The organism is Enterobacter sp. BIDMC 27 (assembly GCF_000534415.1).
Lineage (GTDB): Bacteria > Pseudomonadota > Gammaproteobacteria > Enterobacterales > Enterobacteriaceae > Enterobacter > Enterobacter hormaechei_C.
In genome coordinates this window covers 1958099-1976577 of record NZ_KI973178.1, presented here as the reverse complement: position 1 = coordinate 1976577, position 18479 = coordinate 1958099, and the positions used below count along the sequence as shown (strand labels likewise).

General features: G+C 55.3%; 18 protein-coding genes and 1 other RNA gene. 8 read left to right on the top strand and 11 right to left on the bottom strand.

Annotated elements, in window-relative coordinates; all coding sequences use genetic code 11:
- Window positions 1–4 precede the first annotated feature (4 nt).
- The gene (locus L463_RS13245) at window positions 5–472 is read left to right on the top strand and encodes a YlaC family protein (RefSeq protein ID WP_023296041.1); all 468 of its coding nucleotides are present in this window, start codon (window positions 5–7) and stop codon (window positions 470–472) included.
- Here L463_RS13245 and L463_RS13250 read toward each other — a convergent pair.
- Entirely contained in the window at window positions 444–1904 is a 1461-nt protein-coding gene (locus L463_RS13250; RefSeq protein WP_032673154.1) for a MocR-like pyridoxine biosynthesis transcription factor PdxR, read from the bottom strand. The genes L463_RS13245 and L463_RS13250 overlap by 29 nt on opposite strands.
- A gap of 101 nt (window positions 1905–2005) precedes the next feature.
- Here L463_RS13250 and L463_RS13255 point away from each other — a divergent pair, with 101 nt between their 5' ends.
- Window positions 2006–2716 (top strand): GNAT family N-acetyltransferase, encoded by a 711-nt coding sequence (locus tag L463_RS13255; RefSeq protein WP_023296039.1) that lies wholly within the window; start codon window positions 2006–2008, stop codon window positions 2714–2716.
- Here the strand turns inward: L463_RS13255 and ykgO are convergent.
- On the bottom strand, window positions 2713–2853 hold the full coding sequence (gene ykgO / locus L463_RS13260; protein WP_003859006.1) for a type B 50S ribosomal protein L36: 141 nt from the start codon (window positions 2851–2853) through the stop codon (window positions 2713–2715). The genes L463_RS13255 and ykgO overlap by 4 nt on opposite strands.
- A gap of 2 nt (window positions 2854–2855) precedes the next feature.
- Window positions 2856–3116, bottom strand: a complete 261-nt coding sequence (locus L463_RS13265; RefSeq protein WP_015571255.1) for a type B 50S ribosomal protein L31 — start codon at window positions 3114–3116, stop codon at window positions 2856–2858.
- 217 nt (window positions 3117–3333) lie between these two features.
- On the opposite strand from L463_RS13265, the gene L463_RS13270 reads away from it, so the two are divergent.
- A complete protein-coding gene (locus tag L463_RS13270) occupies window positions 3334–4902 on the top strand; it encodes an EAL domain-containing protein (RefSeq protein WP_032104923.1) in 1569 nt (522 codons plus the stop codon).
- Here the strand turns inward: L463_RS13270 and L463_RS13275 are convergent.
- Window positions 4895–5167 carry a metal-sensing transcriptional repressor gene (locus L463_RS13275; protein WP_015571258.1) on the bottom strand — a complete coding sequence of 91 codons (273 nt, stop codon included), beginning with the start codon at window positions 5165–5167 and terminating at the stop codon, window positions 4895–4897. The two genes, L463_RS13270 and L463_RS13275, sit on opposite strands and share 8 nt — an antisense overlap.
- A 134-nt stretch (window positions 5168–5301) precedes the next feature.
- Between L463_RS13275 and L463_RS13280 the strand changes: the two genes are divergently transcribed.
- On the top strand, window positions 5302–6117 hold the full coding sequence (locus tag L463_RS13280; RefSeq protein WP_017694400.1) for a nickel/cobalt efflux protein RcnA: 816 nt from the start codon (window positions 5302–5304) through the stop codon (window positions 6115–6117).
- A gap of 35 nt (window positions 6118–6152) precedes the next feature.
- Here the strand turns inward: L463_RS13280 and L463_RS13285 are convergent, their stop codons facing one another.
- The 3 genes from L463_RS13285 to L463_RS13295 form a co-directional block, all read right to left on the bottom strand.
- Complete coding sequence (locus L463_RS13285) at window positions 6153–9242, bottom strand: beta-galactosidase (RefSeq protein WP_032673152.1); 3090 nt, start codon at window positions 9240–9242, stop codon at window positions 6153–6155.
- 103 nt (window positions 9243–9345) lie between these two features.
- On the bottom strand, window positions 9346–10416 hold the full coding sequence (locus L463_RS13290) for a LacI family DNA-binding transcriptional regulator (protein WP_015571260.1): 1071 nt from the start codon (window positions 10414–10416) through the stop codon (window positions 9346–9348).
- Window positions 10417–10493: 77 nt separating this feature from the next.
- Window positions 10494–11105 (bottom strand): membrane protein YczE, encoded by a 612-nt coding sequence (locus L463_RS13295; RefSeq protein ID WP_015571261.1) that lies wholly within the window; start codon window positions 11103–11105, stop codon window positions 10494–10496.
- Window positions 11106–11189: 84 nt separating this feature from the next.
- Between L463_RS13295 and L463_RS13300 the strand changes: the two genes are divergently transcribed.
- A complete protein-coding gene (locus tag L463_RS13300; protein WP_032102880.1) occupies window positions 11190–12611 on the top strand; it encodes a MocR-like transcription factor YczR in 1422 nt (473 codons plus the stop codon).
- A 70-nt stretch (window positions 12612–12681) separates the two neighbouring features.
- Here L463_RS13300 and L463_RS13305 read toward each other — a convergent pair whose 3' ends face one another.
- Window positions 12682–12897 carry a hypothetical protein gene (locus tag L463_RS13305; protein ID WP_015571263.1) on the bottom strand — a complete coding sequence of 72 codons (216 nt, stop codon included), beginning with the start codon at window positions 12895–12897 and terminating at the stop codon, window positions 12682–12684.
- Complete coding sequence (locus L463_RS13310; protein WP_006809862.1) at window positions 12894–13145, bottom strand: hypothetical protein; 252 nt, start codon at window positions 13143–13145, stop codon at window positions 12894–12896. The genes L463_RS13305 and L463_RS13310 overlap by 4 nt, the downstream gene beginning before the upstream one ends.
- A 422-nt stretch (window positions 13146–13567) precedes the next feature.
- Between L463_RS13310 and L463_RS13315 the strand changes: the two genes are divergently transcribed.
- Window positions 13568–16054 (top strand): BsuBI/PstI family type II restriction endonuclease, encoded by a 2487-nt coding sequence (locus tag L463_RS13315; protein WP_223826493.1) that lies wholly within the window; start codon window positions 13568–13570, stop codon window positions 16052–16054.
- A gap of 121 nt (window positions 16055–16175) precedes the next feature.
- Here the strand turns inward: L463_RS13315 and ffs are convergent.
- Window positions 16176–16272: signal recognition particle sRNA small type (gene ffs, locus L463_RS23480), an RNA gene on the bottom strand.
- A gap of 170 nt (window positions 16273–16442) precedes the next feature.
- On the opposite strand from ffs, the gene L463_RS13320 reads away from it, so the two are divergent.
- Entirely contained in the window at window positions 16443–16754 is a 312-nt protein-coding gene (locus L463_RS13320) for an MGMT family protein (protein ID WP_023296033.1), read from the top strand.
- Between the two features lie 37 nt (window positions 16755–16791).
- Here the strand turns inward: L463_RS13320 and L463_RS13325 are convergent, their stop codons facing one another.
- Window positions 16792–17319, bottom strand: a complete 528-nt coding sequence (locus tag L463_RS13325) for a YbaY family lipoprotein (RefSeq protein WP_023296032.1) — start codon at window positions 17317–17319, stop codon at window positions 16792–16794.
- Between the two features lie 203 nt (window positions 17320–17522).
- Between L463_RS13325 and tesB the strand changes: the two genes are divergently transcribed.
- Window positions 17523–18383, top strand: a complete 861-nt coding sequence (gene tesB / locus L463_RS13330; RefSeq protein WP_015571264.1) for an acyl-CoA thioesterase II — start codon at window positions 17523–17525, stop codon at window positions 18381–18383.
- Window positions 18384–18479: the final 96 nt, after the last annotated feature.

Genomic DNA, 18479 nt, shown 5'->3' with positions numbered 1-18479 from the left:
AAAAATGACAGAGATACAGCGCCTGCTTACCGCCACCATCGACGATCTCAATACCCGCGAAAAGCGCGACAATCGCCCGCGCTTTAGCATCAGCTTTATTCGCAAACACCCCGGATTGTTCGTCGCCATGTACGCCGCCTGGCTGGCAACGCTTATCGTCATGCTGAAGTCTGAAACACTGGTCGATTCCGTCTGGCTACTGGTTGTGCTGTTCGTGGTGTTTAACGCGTTTTTCTTTTTCGACGTCAATCCGCGTTACCGGTATGAAGATATCGACGTACTCGATTTCCGCGTGTGCTACAACGGGGAGTGGTACAACACGCGCTACGTGCCGAAGGAGCTGATCGACAATATCCTGCTCTCGCCGGCCGTCGAAGCCGGGCAAAAAGAGAAGTTGCAGAAAATGGTCATCACTAAGGGCCAGCTCTCTTTTTATGATGTCTTTACCCTTTCCCGCCCCACTGCTGTGTAATGAGCGCCTGAAGACGTCGGATGCCCGGCGCAAACTGCGAAGCAGAGGTATTACCGTAACCTAAAACCAGACCGGTTTGCCCCTGCTTCGTCTCAAGGTAATACCCGCTCAGCGCAGCGGGTGCCAGCTGAAACGCTCTCGCCTGCTCCACCAGCCGCTGGTCGTCGATACCGTCAATCGCCAGCGTCAGGTGTATTCCCCCTTCCCCGGCAAGAACACGGTGCGGCGTATGAAGCTCTGCGCTCAGCACCTCCCGCAGCTGGCGGTAACGCTTACGATAAAGGCGGCGCATGGCGGCAAGATGTCGTGCATAGTGGCCTTCCTCAATAAACAGCGCCAGGGTGCGCTGTTCAGCGCGATGCCCGCCGCGCAGCAGCGAGCCGATGGCCGGACGCGCCGCCTTCGCCAGCGCTGGCGGTAACACCATGAACCCCATCCGGAGCGATGGAAACAGCGTTTTGCTGAACGTCCCCAGATACACAACGGGCGCATTGTTGACCATTCCCAGCATCGCCGGGACGGGCTCACCGGTATAACGAAATTCGCTGTCGTAATCATCCTCAATGATCCACGCGCTGTGCTGCCGGGCCAGTTCCAGCAGCGCCAGACGCCGCCGCGCGCTGAGCACGCTTCCGCAAGGGAACTGATGCGATGGCGAGGTAAAAATCAGCGTGGGTGAAGGCGCAGACAGCCCTTCCCAGCACATCCCCTCGTCATCCACCGGTATGCCTGTCATCGCCAGGCCGGTTTTGACAAAAGCGCTTTTGGCGCCGCTATAGCCGGGATTTTCCACCCAGGCGACATCCCCCGGCTCGCTTAACAGCATCGTGCAGAGATTGACGCCCTCCAGCGCCCCTTCGGTTATCACTATCTGGCTGGCATCGCAGTCAATGCCGCGGGAGAGCGCAAGATGGCGGGCAATGGCGGCCCGCAGCGTCGGCTCGCCGGCCGGGTCGCCATACCCTAACAGGGCGCTTCCCTCCTCGCGCAGGACGCGATCGTACAACCGCCGCCACAGCGGCAAGGGGAAATAGTTGATGGCAGGCGTTCCCGGCGTAAACGCCATCACCGGAGTGTCGCGCGGCACAGGCGCGGGCAGCAGGGCGACACGTTTTGTCAGCCTGACGTCCGGGTCCGGTAATGTCCGGGTAATCGTCCGAGGAGCGAATTGCCCCACCCGCGTACCCTGGCGGCTACGCAGCAAATAACCTTCGAGCGTGAGCTGGTCCAGCGCGGCATTGACGGTGTTTCGGGACACTGAGATCTGCTGTGCCAGCGTTCGCGAGCCGGGCAAATGGCTGCCGGACCGGAGCCTTCCGCACAGTATGGCCTCCCGCAAAGCAAGATAGAGCGCACGCTGGAGCGTCTCTCCCCCACGTTTTTTCAGCGCAGCATGGATCAAGGTGTAAAGCTCATCACCCGGTATATTCATCTTTCCTCCTCGTGGTACCAGAAAAACATAGCCTGGTGGTTCTTTTTAAGGAACCAGCAATTCATTAATCTGGAGATCTTTTCAATGTGACGGGAATAAAGATGAATACATTCAATGAGTTTGGACAAGCTGTAGGGGAAAGCCTTTTCGACTGGCAGCCTCGCCCGCACCCGTCCCGGGTGATACTTCAGGGTCGCTATTGTCGGCTTGAGCCGCTGCGCGTGGAGCATGCCCCGGCGTTGTTCTCTGCGTATTCCCTGGCCGGAGATACCCGAAGCTGGACGTGGCTGCTGCGTGAACCCGATGCCACCGCAGAGGAGTTTGCCGAATGGGTGGCAAGCGTAAGCGAATTAGCCGATCCCATCCACTTTACCGTTATCGATAACCAGACCCAGTCTCCTGTCGGGACGCTGTCCCTGATGCGGATCGATCCTAAAAACGGCGTTGTGGAAGTGGGACATGTTCACTTCTCGTCACTGTTAAGTCGCACGCCCATGTCGACAGAAGCGCAGTATCTGCTGATGCGGTACGTGTTCGATACCCTGGGCTACCGGCGTTATGAATGGAAGTGCAACAGCCTGAACGAACCATCCCGCAAAGCGGCTCTGCGTCTGGGCTTTCAGTTTGAAGGGCGTTTTCGCCAGGCGCTGGTCATTAAAGGCCGAAACCGGGACACCGACTGGTTTTCAATTCTCGACAAAGAGTGGCCAGCGCTGGCGAGCGCGTTTGAAAGCTGGCTTGCCACCGACAATTTTACCGCCGATGGCAAACAGAAAAGCTCCCTGGAAAGCTGGCGAGAGACGCGCGTTTAGCGTCTTTTTTTACGTCCCTGCACCGCCTTAAAGCGCGGGTTAGATTTGCAGATCACGTATAAGCGTCCCTTGCGTTTGACTATCTGGCAATCCGGGTGACGCTGTTTTGCACTGCGTAATGAGTTCAGCACCTGCATGATTAGCCTCGCTTCGCATCAAGAAAGCCACCAAAACGCTTGCGGAAGCGTGCCGCGCTGCCATCCGTCGAGAAGGTCTTCTGCTTCCCGGTATAAAACGGATGTGATTTAGAGGAGACATCAAGGGTAACGTAGGGATACGTTTTCCCCTCCAGCTCAATTTCACGGTCTGTCTTAATTGTTGAGCCGACTTTAAAGTATTCATTAGCCGTGGTGTCGTGAAACACAACGGTGCGATAGGTTGGATGGATATTCGGTTTCATCTCTGGCCTTCATGTATTGTTATAACATAACAAAATACTATCTGAGCTTTACTGCAAAAACAACCTCTGTGACGCACAGCCTGTTTTTGAAAGGTTGATTCAGATACCTGCCTGAGACTGTCACATGCTATAACTATATCATTTAGCGATAAAAAACTTTTTCTTCTGGCGCGCAAACTCCAGGCCCAAGGTGGGCATATGGAAAGGATAAAGCAGCATGCGAACCCGACATCTGGTCAGCCTGGTAACAGGCATACTGATCTTCTCTGTGCTGGTCCCTGTGTGCCTCAGTATCTGGCTGGCGCATCGTCAGGCAGAGGATAAATTTGTGGACGCTCTGGACAGCTATGCCTCGCGCGTCCTGATCCGTACCGACAGAGTCGTTGCGCAGGCAAAACAGGCGCTCACGCATCTACAGACATTCCACGCCCCACCCTGCACTCCCCCGCATTTACGCGAAATGCGTCGGGTTGAATTCTCATGGCGCTATATTCAGGAAGTGATGTATATCGATAACCTGAAGCCGCTCTGCTCATCCCTTGAACAATCCAGTAATACGGCGATCTTACCGCCCCCGATGCGGATCACCGCAGACGGGTATAGCGCGTGGCTCACCTCGCAAAACGACCTCGGCATTCACCGCTATATGGCCGTTCTGGGGAAAGGACATTATCTGGTGATGGTTGATCCTGCCTCGCTTGTGGATGTTGTCCCGTTTGGTGAAATTTCGATGGATGCCGCCCTGGTGGGCAGTGAAACCCATCGGATATTTGCCAGAAGCAATATTGTCGACCCGTATATTCTTTCTGTCGTTAAGGAGCAGCAGGACGTTACGCGCGTACAATACAACGGCTCGATGTACGTGTTGAAACCTGTACCCGAACTGGGTTTTACGGTGATCGCGTGGGCGTCGTTAAAACCGCTGGCGGAATCGTGGCACCAGCAGCTGATCATCTGGCTACCGGCTGGCATCTTGCTAAGCCTGGCTGGTGCCCTTATTGTCCTGCGCATCCTCCGCCGTTTGCTGTCACCGCGTAACCGCCTGATCGACGCAATCAACAACCGGGAGATCGAGGTTTACTATCAGCCCATCGTAGCGCTGTGCAGTGGAAAACTGGTGGGTGCTGAAGCGCTGATGCGCTGGCCGCAGCCAGATGGCAGTCACCTGTCGCCCAATCTCTTTGTGCCGCTGGCTGAGCAGACGGGGCTTATTTCAACGCTGACGCAGCTGGTGGTGAATAAGGTGTTTGAGGATTTAGGCGCCTGGCTGCATCATCACCCGGAACTGCACATTTCTGTCAACCTTGCGCCATCGGATTTAACGTCCCCCGAGCTGCCTCGCCAGCTGAGTCAGTTGCTCAACAAATGGGGCGTCCACCCGCGCCAGATCGCCCTTGAATTAACCGAGCGCGGCTTTGCCGATCCCGCCGTCAGCGTGCCTGCCATCGCTGCGTTTCGCCGCGCCGGACACGCTATCTACATTGATGATTTTGGCACGGGTTACTCCAGCCTGAGCTATTTGCAGGATCTGGATGTCGATACCCTGAAGATTGATAAATCCTTTGTGGATGCGCTGGAGTACAAGAACGTGACTCCCCACATCATCGAAATGGCCAAATCGCTTAAACTGGCGATGGTCGCAGAAGGCATTGAAACTGAAGGGCAGATCGAATGGTTGCATCGCCACGGCGTGCAGTACGGCCAGGGCTGGTATTTCAGCAAGGCGCTGCATAAAGAGGATTTCATTCTCTGGGCCGGGCACAACCTGGAGAAGCACATTACTTAAGGTACGATTTGATCACCTGCATCACGACCCCGAGATCGGCCTCGCGCTGCGCTTCCTCTGGCTCTTTCACCACGTGATCGGTTAAATGCCCCTCAATCACTTGCATCATCATACCGTTTACCGCGCCCCTGATCGCCGCCAGCTGCTGTAACACCTCGGCGCATTCATGATCGCTGTTAAGCATTTTTTCCAGCGCAGCGCTTTGCCCCTGAATTTTTTTCAGGCGGGTCAATAACTTCTTTTTATCACGAACTGTGTGTGACATCGCTTAGCTCCTCTTTGGTGGCGTAAAAAGCATATCACGCTCTACTCCCCCTGGGTATTTTTCTACTGGGGGGTAGTATTATACTACTGGGGGGGAGTAGTATTCTCGGCATGTTTTCCACCCCGGAATGTTCAATGAACGATTTTTCTTCTCTTCTACAGCAGGGTAACGCCTGGCTGTTTGTCCCCAGCGCCATCCTGCTTGGCGCGCTCCATGGCCTTGAGCCAGGCCATTCAAAAACAATGATGGCGGCTTTCATTGTGGCGATCCGCGGTACGCTGAAACAGGCTGTGTTGCTTGGGTTGTCCGCAACGCTGTCTCATACGGCGGTCGTCTGGATCATTGCGATGGCGGGATTATGGTTTGGTCGGGGATGGGATGCAGATACTTCTGAGCCCTGGTTTCAGTTGATTTCCGGGGTTCTGATCGTGTTGATCGCCCTGTGGATGGCGTGGCGAACCTGGCATGAGAGCCAGCCGCATCACCACCATGATGATCATCATCACCATCATGATCATCACGACCACGCGCATCATCACGACCACACGTCTCCTCTGGTTGAAGAGGAGTGGCAGGATGCCCACCAGCGCGCACACGCCCAGGACATTAACCGACGCTTCAACGGTAAAGAGGTCACCACCGGGCAAATCGCGCTATTCGGCCTGACCGGTGGGCTTATCCCCTGTCCGGCCTCCATTACGGTGCTGCTGATCTGCCTGCAACTGAAACATTTCGCGCTCGGCGCCACGCTGGTGTTCAGTTTCAGTATCGGACTGGCGCTCACTCTCGTCGCCTCTGGCGCAATTGCCGCATTAAGCATGAAACATGCGGCGAAGCGCTGGCCCGGCTTTAGCGCCTTTTCGCGCAAGGCGCCGTGGATCTCAGCGGCACTGATCGCGGTAGTCGGGATTTATATGAGCATTCACGGCGCAAGCGGGATCCTGAGATAAGCATTGCGGCCACGGCAGTGGCCGCACGTGTCGGCTCAGCCGTTCTGCTGCCAGCTAAACGTGTAGCGCAGCCGGCGGTTTTGCAGAATGAAGGCCGGGGCTACGCTCGGGCTCCATGAGTCGTCCCCCCCTACGCCCATGTGAAACGCATCAAGATTCAACCAGCAGCCAGCCTCTTCCCGCAGCAAGTGCTGATGCGTTGTCTCATGCAGCTGCCGCTGGCTATAACGGCTCAGGGAGAAATGGAACTGTCCCTGCAACTGATGGGAGCCAAACGTCAGCTCGCGGGTGTCGCAGCGCAAACCGTTCTCCGTCGGGAAGATATACGGCGTCTGCATCTCTTCCAGCGGTAACGCCCAACGCCCCTGCTGCGCCGCCAGTTTTCTGTCCGGATAGTTCTCCAGCGGGCCTAGCCCCAGCCAGCGCACCGTTTCCGGGATATCCGCCAGCATAACGCTCAGGCCCACGCGAGCGGGCTCAGGAATGTCAGACGCCACCGTCACCTGCACATCACCGTGCAGCACCCCGTGGTCATCAATCCGCCAGAGCTTGCAGCTGATAAACAGCGCTTTACCCTGATGCTCCCACACGTGCTGCGTGGTCACCACCACCTCACGGGCATGCTGCTCCGCTTCACACTGGAGGAGGCGCGCGGACATCCCATACATCCCTGCCGCTTTCCAGCGTTCCACCCACGCGTTCGGATCGATGCGGGTCGCCTCGCTGACGCCAATGTCATTGTCCAGCGGCGCGCGGGTGAAGTTATCCGTTAGCGGGGAACGGAGCGTTTCAGCGCCCTCGTTCCACCACTGGGCCAGGTTTCCGGTGAGACGGCTAAACTGCCAGCGCTGCTGCTGATGAGTAATGTCCAGCGCCTCGTCCTGCACCGTTAGCTGCGGAGGGGTTCCGCCTGCTTTCGGTGGCGCAAGGTACAGCGGAGCCGGGAGCGGCCACTGATCCCAGGCACAACGGTGGCCGGGCGGCGACCACGGCGTGGCCTGCGGCTGAACGATCTCCACGTTGAGCCAGACCTCGCCCGGCTCAGCGTCAAGCTCAGGCAGCGGGATCTCAACGCGCTGCGTCTCCTGAGGCGCAACAGAAAGGGGTATTTCGCCGGAGGCCAATACCGCACCGTCACGCGCCACCGACCATCGCAGATATTCGTTGTCAGTATGACGGAACAGATATTCGCTCTGGATCTCGACGACCAGCGGAGCGGTGCTCACCAGCATAAAGGTAAAGAACTGCTGGGCACGCTGCGCCTCGTAAAGGGCGGGATGCGGAGTGCGATCGGGAAACACCAGTCCGTTGAGGCAGAACTGACGGTCGTTGGGCTTATCGCCAAAATCGCCGCCGTAGGCCCAGAATGCCGTGCCGTCTTCCGCTTTTTTCGTCAGCGCCTGATCGACCCAGTCCCAGACAAACCCGCCCTGCAAACGGGGATGGCTGCGGAATGCCTGCCAGTAGCTGGCAAAGCCGCCAAAGCTGTTGCCCATCGCGTGGGCATACTCGCAGAGGATCAGCGGACGGGTTTCGTCCGGCATGCCGATCCACTTTTTAATCGACCACTTTGGCACCGCCGGGAACGGCTGATCCTGATCGACGCGGGCATACATCGGGCAGACAATATCGGTAGCGGCTGTACTCGCGCCGCCGCCTTCGTACTGCACCGGCCGCGTGGGATCGGTGGTTTTCAGCCAGCGGTACAGCGCATCGTGGTTCGCCCCATGCCCGGACTCATTCCCCAGGGACCAGATGATGATGGACGGATGATTCCGGTCCCGCTGCACCATACGCGTTACGCGTTCGCTCATGGCAGGCAACCAGCGCGGATCGTCCGCCAGGCGGCTCATCGGCACCATGCCGTGGGTTTCAATATTCGCCTCATCGACCACGTACAGGCCGTAGCGATCGCAAAGCGTGTACCACAGAGGATGGTTCGGATAATGCGAGCAGCGCACGGCGTTGAAGTTATGCTGCTTCATCAGTTCGATGTCGCGGCGCATGGTCGCCTCATCCATCACCTGCCCCTTCTCAGGATGATGTTCGTGACGGTTCACGCCGCGGATCAGCAGCGGTTTGCCGTTAAGCTTCAGCAGGCCGTTGCTGATTTCGACGCGTCTGAAACCGACATCGCAGGCTTCAGTCTCCAGCACGTTACCCTGCGCATCCCGAAGCGACATTGTCAGCCGATAGCATTCCGGTGTTTCAGCGCTCCACAGCGCGGGAGCGTTCACGGGGATCGCCACCGTGAGCCGTTCTGCCCAACTGCCACGTTCGTCCACGATGGCCGATCCGGGCTGCTGCGTGGTTTGCGCGCAGGCTTCGCCGTTACGCCACAGGGTAAACGCCACCTCGCATTCGGCGTAGCGTGAGCCTTCCAGCGCAACGTCAACCCGGAGTATCGCCCGATCGCATTCGGCATTCAGATCGGTCACGATCTGATAATCGGCAATTCGCGTTTCCGGCTTGTGCAGCAGCGAGACGTCACGGAAAATGCCGCTCATCCGCCACATGTCCTGATCTTCCAGGTAGCTTCCGTCGCACCAGCGTAACACCATCACCGCCAGACGGTTCTGCCCCGGTCGCAGCACCGCGCTAAGATCGAACTCCGCAGGCAGACGGCTGTCCTGCGAATAGCCCACCCACTGGCCGTTACACCACAGATGAAAAGCTGAATTCACCCCGTCAAAAATAATGCGGGTTTGCCCGCTGCACAGCCAGGCGTCATTCATCTCAAATGTGAGCGAGTAACAACCAGTTGGGTTTTCAGCCGGAACATACGGCGGGTTCACATTTATCGGATAGGTGACGTTGGTATAGATGGGAGTGTCAAATCCCTCCATCTGCCAGTTCGACGGCACGGGCATCTCAACGGCGTCAGCCAGATCGTCCGTTATCCATGCCTCGGGAACCTGCTCTGGCGCCGGGAAAAAGCTGAATCGCCAGACGCCGTTAAGCAGACACTTGCTTAGCGAAAGTTTATCCTCGCGGGCGAAGGTTTCATCGCGCCAGCTATGAAAAGGCGCGTGTGTAGCCAGACGATTCCACTGCGTCACGCCCGGGTTTTCCCAGTCACGACGCGCCAGAAGTGCGCTGAGGGTCAGCGGTAATGTAGAAGACATATCAACCTCTTCGCGAAGCGCTCACAATTTCAGCCAACATGCCCTGGTAAACGGTGGCGGTAAAGACTTTGATCGTCACCAGGCGAGCACGATCACAAAAGTGCTAGCTGCGCGCCAGTTTCTCCGCCAGCAGCGCCAGCGTTCTGAGCTGTTGCGCCAGATCTTCACGATCGGCCTGCTGTGCGGCGCGCGGCGCGGTGGAATGACGTACTATCAACGTAACGGGAAGTTGTTCCTGCCAGCATTCGTCGTGATGGTCAGGTGCCATCAGCCACTCCACGCTGCGCTCACCGGCCTCGCGGAACGCCTGCCGAACGGTGGTGAGCGGAGGTGAAAACCACGCGCTGTCAGCCGTATCATCAAACCCGACAACCGAGATCTGCCCCGGTACCGCAACGCCTTTTTCCGCACAGGCGCGTAAAACGCCAAGCGCCATCTGATCGTTAGCGACGAGGATCGCCTCCGGCAGCTGCGCGCCCGCCAGGAGCTGATGCCCTTTCTCATAGCCCGAGGCCGCGCTCCAGTCGCCCTGCGCCACCGCAAACGCCTCCACGCCGGCCCGGGCCAGCGTGGTTTTCCATCCCGCCAGACGAGCCCGGGCAGAGACAGAACTTTCCGGCCCGGCGAGCAGCGCAATTCGCTGGTGCCCCAGCGAAAGCAGATGCTCTGCCCCCAGGCCAGCGCCCTGTTCGGCATTGAAAACAAGGCTGTTAACCCGAGCTGTGGGGGAAACATCGAGAAAAAGAACCGGGGTCGGCGAGGCCATTTCCTGAAGCATTTCTGCCTGTGCATCTTCCAGCGGAACGTTCACCAGCAGCGCCTCCACGCGCTGCGCCAGTAATTCCTGCAAAGCAGCCTGACACTGCGCGGGTTGCTCCACCATGGAGATGAGTACGCTAGCCCCCTGCTCCACTGCCCGGGATTTTACAGCTGAGGCGATTTGCGACGGCGCATGCAGCGCCAGATCGCTGGTCATTAGCCCCAGCGTGCGGGTACGTTTCCCGGCCAGCTGCTGCGCGCCACGGTTAGGCACATAGTGTAGCGCCGCCATGGCCTGCCGGACCTTTTCCCGCGTACGGGCAGAAACGTGTTCTGCGTCGTTAATCACCCGGGAAACGGTCTGATAGGAAACGCCCGCCACGCGGGCAACGTCATAAAGAGTGATCGCTTTCATACATTCTGGCGTCGTAAAAAGAGAAGTCTCTATTCTGACACAGTTACGCCATCATAGCCTGTGAGCGCTTCGCAAAATTAAACAATCCGCTCCGGCCGCGCGGCTTTCTGAATGCGCGGTCCCTGACGAAACCACGGCAAACAGAGCTGGATCAGCGGGCCGATGGTTAATGCATACAGTACGGTTCCAACGCCAAACGCTCCCCCGAGGAGGTAGCCGACGATCAACACGGTCACCTCGATCGCGGTACGCACGCTGCGGATCGACCAGCCCAGCCGGGCATGTATGCCGGTCATCAGACCGTCGCGCGGGCCTGCGCCAAAACCCGCGCCGATATACATCCCGGTGGCAAGGGCGTTAACCACAATGCCGGAAACCAGCAGGGTGATGCGCACGGGCAGCGAGGTGAGCTCAGGGATCAGCGCCATTGACGCATCGGCCGCCAGACCAATACAAATCACATTACTGATAGTACCCAGTCCCGGCAGCTGACGCAGCGGGATCCACAGCAGCAGCACCGCGGCCCCGGTTAAAATAATCACCGTGCCGATGCTCATCCCGGTCTGGATGGCGACGCCAAGGTGAAAGACATCCCACGGGTCGACACCCAGATCCGAACGAATAAACATCGCGGTTGAAAGCCCGTACAGGCCTAAACCGACATAAAGTTGTACCAGACGACGTACCATTTTCTCTTCTCCGAAGAACCAGGTTCCATCTTCGGTGAAAATGGCACTATGATTAATGTCCAGTTTTCAAATAGTGGACTGCATATGTCATCACGTCGTTTTGGAAGCCAGTCTCTGGTACGCCTGTTAGGGCACTGGCAGCAAGCCTCTTCCCGCACCCCGCTGTGGCGCCAGCTGGCTGACGCGTTACGCCTGTTAATTCTGGATGGCAGGCTGGCGTTAAACACGCGCCTGCCCGGAGAGCGGGAACTGGCCGCCGCTCTGAGCGTAAGCCGCACCACCATCAGCAGCGCGCTGGCGCATCTGCGGGAAGAGGGTTATCTGGAGAGCCGTCACGGCAGCGGTTCGCGGGCGATCCTGCCAGACCGCCGCGCCGTGCCCACGCTTTCTACTGCCAGCGCGGCGCTGGATCTCTCAACCGCCGCACTCAACGCGGAACCAGAGATCCACCAGGCCTACGCCCACGCGCTGACGGCCATCACGCCGAATCTGGCGCTGACCGGGTACGATCAGCTTGGGCTTCCGGCGCTGCGTGAAGCTATCGCCGCCCGCTACACCGCACGCGGTCTGCCCACCCGGGCAGACGAAGTGATGGTGGTGAACGGCGCCGTCAGCGGCTTCGCCCTGATCTTAAGAATGATGACCGGTCCCGGGGATCGCGTGGTGGTGGATCATCCCACCTACCCGCTGGCGATAGCCGCTATTCAGGGGGCGCTATGCCGGCCCGTGGGCGTCTCGCTGCCTGAAACGGGCTGGGATACCGACGGTTTTGCCGCAACGCTTGCCCAGACAGCCCCGCGTCTGGCCTATCTGATGCCGGATTTTCATAATCCGACCGGACGTTGCATGGATGCCGTGACGCGCCAGACCATAACCGACATCGCCGCGCAGACCCGCACCACGCTGGTGGTGGATGAAACCATGGTCGATCTCTGGTTCGATGTTCCCCCGCCGCCGCCGCTGGCCGCCTTTAACCCGGAGGCCACGGTGATGACGCTGGGTTCCGCAGGTAAAAGCTTCTGGGGTGGGCTGCGTCTCGGCTGGATCCGCGCCTCGTCACGCACTATCGCCACCCTCGCGCAAACGCGCGACACGCTGGATCTGGGCTCGCCGGTGCTGGAACAGCTGGCCACGCTGTGGCTTATCGAAAACAGTGCAACCTTCCTGCCTGCCCGGCGGCAAATGCTGGCAGAACGGCGCGACCGCTGCGGCCAGATGCTGCGGGAACATTTCCCCGAATGGCGGTTTCAGGAAGCGGAGGGAGGGCTTTCATACTGGATTGAATTACCCGGCATGCTGGCGACACAGCTGGCGGCACGCGCCGAAACGACAGGCATCATTATGGGCACCGGCACGCGTTTTGGACTATCAGGCGCGTTTGACCGCTACCTGCGTATGCCCTTCTCACTCAGTTCACCAGAACTTGAAGAGGCATTATTGCGGATCAAACCGCTGTGGCGTGCATTAAATAAAAGTGTAGCGCCAGTAAAACGGAGCCTGGTGTAAATTATTCGCCAGAAACAATAAAAACTGCTGACTGTATCGCATGCAGTCAGCAGTTTTCATGAAGAACAACTTAATGTTGAGGTGGAATCGGGAAGCCTTTCAGCGAAATAATGAAATTATCCCCTTCTTTCTTTATTTTTGCACCGGTATCACACCAGTCAGACGCAATACGAAAGAACTCATCACTTCCTACATTCCAGCCAAGACGAACATGTTTCACGTAGCCGGAACGTAACAGATTGCAGGCCTCGTTGTAGTCACTGGCAGTCGATAGTTGTTGTTTCATTTTCTCTTCTTCAGAAGTTTACGTAGTGCTTTGATTTCTTTAGGAGTAAATGGAGTTACGCTCTCTTCTTCCGTATGCTGATTATCAACATCCTCTTCCGATACTCCCGCCTCTTCTACTGCTTCAAATGCCAGCAGCAGCAGTTTCTCTGTGGTCACGCTTAAATTCTCATTATTGTCTTCCGCATAGTGGCGAAGTCTTTCTTTTAGCGCTTCATCAATTTTAACGTTTAAAACCGCAGTAACCATGATTGTCACATCCTTTCGGAACACGTGTTTAATTTAATACACGAAGATAAGTTTGTTATCCAGATATATATTTTTTAGCTTATGACAGAATAAAGGCATCGGAAAATAAAATGACAGTCTATTATTACAGGTTTATGACATTATTATTTCAGTTAAATGAAGTCTGTATTACACGCCAGGATAGCAGAATCGGTAAAGCAACCGTTGAACAGCTACGGACTGTTGACGCTGGGTTTACCATTAGCGGTGGCGCAGGCTAGGCTGGCGATCGGCAAAGCGGCCTTTGACGGACTAAAGATATCCTGATCGCTGCTCTGTTTGTAGTAACATTGTCGGCATGTGACGCATTCTGACTCTTAATATTGTTCCGGATGACACAGGAGCAGTATGCAATTTGAACTTTTTTGTTACCTAGTGGAAATATGATGCGCTTGTTGGAACTGGCTGATCAGCATAGAAAAGAAGCGAATAAGCTGTTAAATCCAAAGACAAAATCTGCACTCGGTCAGTTTATGACCCCGGCTCCGATTTGTCTGTTCATGGCAAGCCTGTTTGACGACATAAAAGGTGACATCAAGCTACTCGATCCAGGCTGCGGAGTGGGGTCGCTCTCTGCGGCGTTCGTAGAACGAGCGTTGCGCCTTGATGTCGACAAGATGGAGCTCGACGCCATCGACATTGCAGAAGTGATGCTTCCGTATCTTAGCAAGACACTGAAAGCCTGTGATGAGGCTGCAAATGGAAAATTAACCCATAAAATTAGTAAGGTAGATTACATACTTGAGGCAAGTCTGGCTAAAAATATTTCGACCAGTGAAGAGCCAGGGACTTATAGCCATGTGATTATGAATCCCCCTTATAAAAAAATTCTCTCGTCGAGCGCTCACCGGGCCTCTTTACGCAATGCAGGCATAGAAACGGTCAACCTATACTCTGGGTTTGTGGCGTTAGCTTTGAAACAGCTGAAAAAGGGAGGAGAATTAGTGGCGATTATTCCACGCTCTTTCTGTAATGGCCCTTACTATCAGCCTTTCCGCGAGCTTTTACTCTCTGAAACGTCCATCAAGCACATCCACATTTTCGACTCCCGTAATGCGGCTTTTGCTGAGGATGAAGTGCTTCAAGAAAATATCATCATTCACTGTGTTAAAGGCGTTCCGCAGGGGCAGGTTATTATCACCTCCAGCCCAACGTCAGATTTTCATCTTGATGAAGAATCCGGGCAAATCACGGCCACCGATATGACGCAGCGCAAGGTGTCGATAGACAAAATAGTTAACCCAGCAGACAAACAAAAGTTCATTCATATCGCTGCAAGTCCCAGAGAACAGGACATAATCGAGAGATTATCCCCTTTTACAACAACTCTGGACGAGCTTAATGTTCAGGTTAGTACTGGGCCGGTAGTTGACTTTCGCCTTAAAAATGACCTCAGAGAAAGAATGGACTCCGGGTCAGTGCCGCTACTTTTTCCTCAGCATTTGAACGGCAAAGTGAATTGGCCCCTTGATGGGAAAAAACCTAATGCAATTAGGGTTTCCGAATCATCACGTCCCTGGTTATGGAAAAACCAGGGCTACTTCCTGATTTTAAAAAGATTTAGCAGCAAAGAGGAAAAGCGTCGCATTGTCGCAACATTATATGACTCCTCACTTCCTGGCGAGTTGATCGGTTTCGATAATAAAACCAATGTCTTCCATATTCAGAAGAAGGGTATGGATGCGGATCTCGCCCGAGGGCTTTATGTCTATCTGAATTGCACTTTGCTGGATAAGTATTACCGTCAGTTTGGTGGGCATACTCAGGTAAATGCCTCTGATTTAAGATCAATTCATTATCCATCAATGCAAGTATTGCGAAAAATGGGTACTGAGTTCGATGATGAAGTGCTTAAACAGAACCAAATTGACGAAATTATTAACAGGGAGTTAGATCTTATGACGAAAGGAAAAATCGCTGACCCGTTGAAAGCGCAGGAAAAAATAGAGCAAGCTCTTGATGTGTTGCGTCAACTTGGAATGCCTCGTGCTCAAATAAACGAGCGTTCGGCTTTAACTATGCTCGCATTGCTTGATCTTCATCCTGATGGCGAGTGGGAGAAAATTGAACGCCCAATGTTGGGTGTGACACCGATCATGGATTGGTGTAGAGACGTTTACGGAAAAGAGTACGCCCCAAACACGCGTGAAACCTTCCGTCGACAAACGCTCCATCAGTTTTGTGATGGCGGAATAGCTATATACAATCCGGATAAACCCGAACGCCCCGTTAACTCCCCTAAAGCTTGCTATCAGATAGCGCCTGAACTGCATACCGTGTTATTAAACTATGGTTCTGCCAAATGGGAAACAGCGCTTGAAGAACATATGGGCAACGTACCGACCTTAGTTGAGCAGTATGCCATGGCGCGAAAAATGGAAATGGTGCCATTAAAGCTGAATGACGGTACTGAATTAGAATTAAGCCCCGGTGCGCATAGCCAGCTCATCAAGGATATCATCGTTGAGTTTGGTCCTCGTTTCGCTCCTGAAGCAGAAGTTATTTACATCGGAGATACTGGCGCGAAGGAAGATCATTTTAGAAAAGACCGACTTGCAGAACTGGGAGTAAGTGTTGATCGAAAAGGTAAACTGCCCGATGTTGTTCTTTATTGGCAAAAACGCAACTGGCTACTTTTAATTGAATCAGTTACTTCCCACGGGCCCGTCGATGGAAAGCGTCACGGTGAGTTAGCAAAATTATTTGCTTCTGCTAAACCCGGATTGGTTTACGTTACAGCCTTCCCCGACCGGAAAGTGATGGCAAAATATCTGATGGAATTATCCTGGGAAACAGAGGTCTGGGTAGCTGATGCTCCAACCCATATGATCCACCTGAACGGCGATCGATTCCTTGGACCCCATATTTAAACCGAAAACGTCATCTTCGATTAAGGGAGCCGGATATAATCGGCTCTATATCAGAATGATTGTTGGCAAAGAGATGAGGTTTTAAGCTATACGGCTTAGCGTAAGCTCAAATGGGTGGGGGCCCTGCCAGCTACATCCCGGCACCCACGTCGTCTGCCCTGGCTGCTTCCTTCCGGACCTGACCTGGTGAACAGAGTAGCGTTGCGGGAGAACCAACAGAGCCCCCATTGAGAGCGTTGATAACCAACGCGCTGGCGCATTATCCCTGTGGAGCACCTCAATTGCAAGCCGCTGGCAACCGGATGCTGGATTATTGCGCAAACTGCCCCGACAATCTTCTTTATCTTCGTATAACATTACCCTTCGCTGATTTCCCGCAGGAGTAACAATGGACGAACATGACACTTTCCCACAGCGAGTGTGGCAAATCGTAGCCTCGATCCCGGAAGGCTGTGTCACGACCTATGGGGAAGTCGCCCGGCTGGCGGGTTCTCCGCGCGCGGCGCGTCAGGTAGGCGGCGTGCTGAGGAGGCTACCGGAAGGAAGCTCGTTACCGTGGCACCGGGTCGTCAATCGCCATGGCGCCATTTCCCTCACCGGGCCAGACTTGCAGCGCCAGCGTCAGGCATTACTCTCAGAAGGGGTGCAGGTGTCCGGGGCAGGACAGATTGATATGCAGAAGTATCGCTGGGAGTACTGACGCCCTCTCCCGTCAACATGGAGAGGGCGAAAGAGAATTACAGCTGTGTTGGCGGTGTAGGCAGAGTCGGCTGATTGGTCTGCGTTGCAACAGGTACTTCAGTTTGCTGCACCGGTACCAGGGTCAGGTCGATTTTGGTGCCGCCTTTGTTGACCGCTTCCTGCACGGTATCGGTGATAAAGACCAGCTTATCGTTGATCGTTACCGCCGCGCTCAGGAGGATACGCGCATTGGGTTGCACGTCAGACGGGTTGTACGGCAGCACAAAGCTGAACGGCGCCTGTTTACCCTCTGTACGAACCGCGCGCTGCGCAAGCACTTTGGACGGCGCATCCGCCAGGGAAGCATCAGACAGCGTGACCGTTAAAACCGCATCCGGCGGCAGCGCAACCTTCTGTTTGATCCAGATCGTACCGGAAACATTTGGCTGCTGAATAGCTTGCTGTGAAAGGGTGTTAATCCCGTTTGCGCTTGCTGTTGGCACCGGTACATCGGCACTCTTACCAGCACAGGCGGACAACGCTACCGCAATTGCTACACCACTGAGCATAGGCACGAGTTTCATTGAAGTCTCCTTATCATCAATGCACCAGCGGGATCGATCCCATCTGATGTCGTTTTATTCACATAACGAATACAAGTGTGGCACAAATCACGGATTTATGCCTAATTTCGTCCGGATATTAAGATTATTCTACCCATCGGACCACTTTCATTTCTGGGTTATACTCAGCGTATCTTTCGCCACGGCGTTTATTGAGGACCACTATGAGTCAGGCACTGAACAATCTGCTGACATTACTGAACCTGGAAAAAATAGAAGAAGGGCTATTTCGCGGACAGAGCGAAGATTTAGGCTTACGCCAGGTTTTTGGCGGCCAGGTCGTGGGGCAAGCGCTGTATGCCGCCAAGGAGACCGTCCCGGCAGACCGTCTGGTGCACTCGTTTCACAGCTACTTTTTACGCCCCGGTGACAGTGCTAAACCGATTGTTTACGACGTGGAAGTTCTGCGTGACGGTCAAAGCTTCAGCGCCCGTCGCGTGGCGGCCATCCAGCATGGCAAACCCATCTTCTACATGACCGCCTCGTTCCAGGCGCCAGAGCCGGGCTATGAGCATCAAAAAAAGATGCCGTCTGCCCCGTCGCCGGACGATCTGAAATCGGAAACCGAAATTGCCCGCGCTCTCGCGCATCTGCTGCCGCCGCAGGTAAAAGAGAAGTTTCTGTGCGATAAACCGCTGGAGATCCGCCCGGTCGAATTTCATAACCCAATGAAGGGGCATACCGCTGAGCCCGCCCGTCAGGTGTGGATCCGCGCCAACGGCAGCGTACCCGCAGATTTACGCGTGCATCAGTACCTGCTGGGGTATGCGTCGGATTTCAACTTCCTGCCGGTTGCGCTACAGCCGCACGGTGTGGGCTTCCTCGAAAAAGGGATGCAGGTAGCCACAATTGACCATTCCATGTGGTTCCACCGTCCATTCGATATGAATGAATGGCTGCTTTACAGCGTGGAAAGTACCTCTGCGTCCAGCGCGCGCGGCTTTGTACGCGGGGAGTTTTACACTCAGGATGGCGTGCTGGTGGCTTCTACCGTGCAGGAAGGTGTGATGCGTAATCGCGGGTGATGTAAAAAGAAAAAGCCCGGTGGCGCTGCGCTCACCGGGCCTGCGAATTGTGCTTTTTCAGGCCGGGTAAGGCGAAGCCGCCGCCCGGCAAAAGCA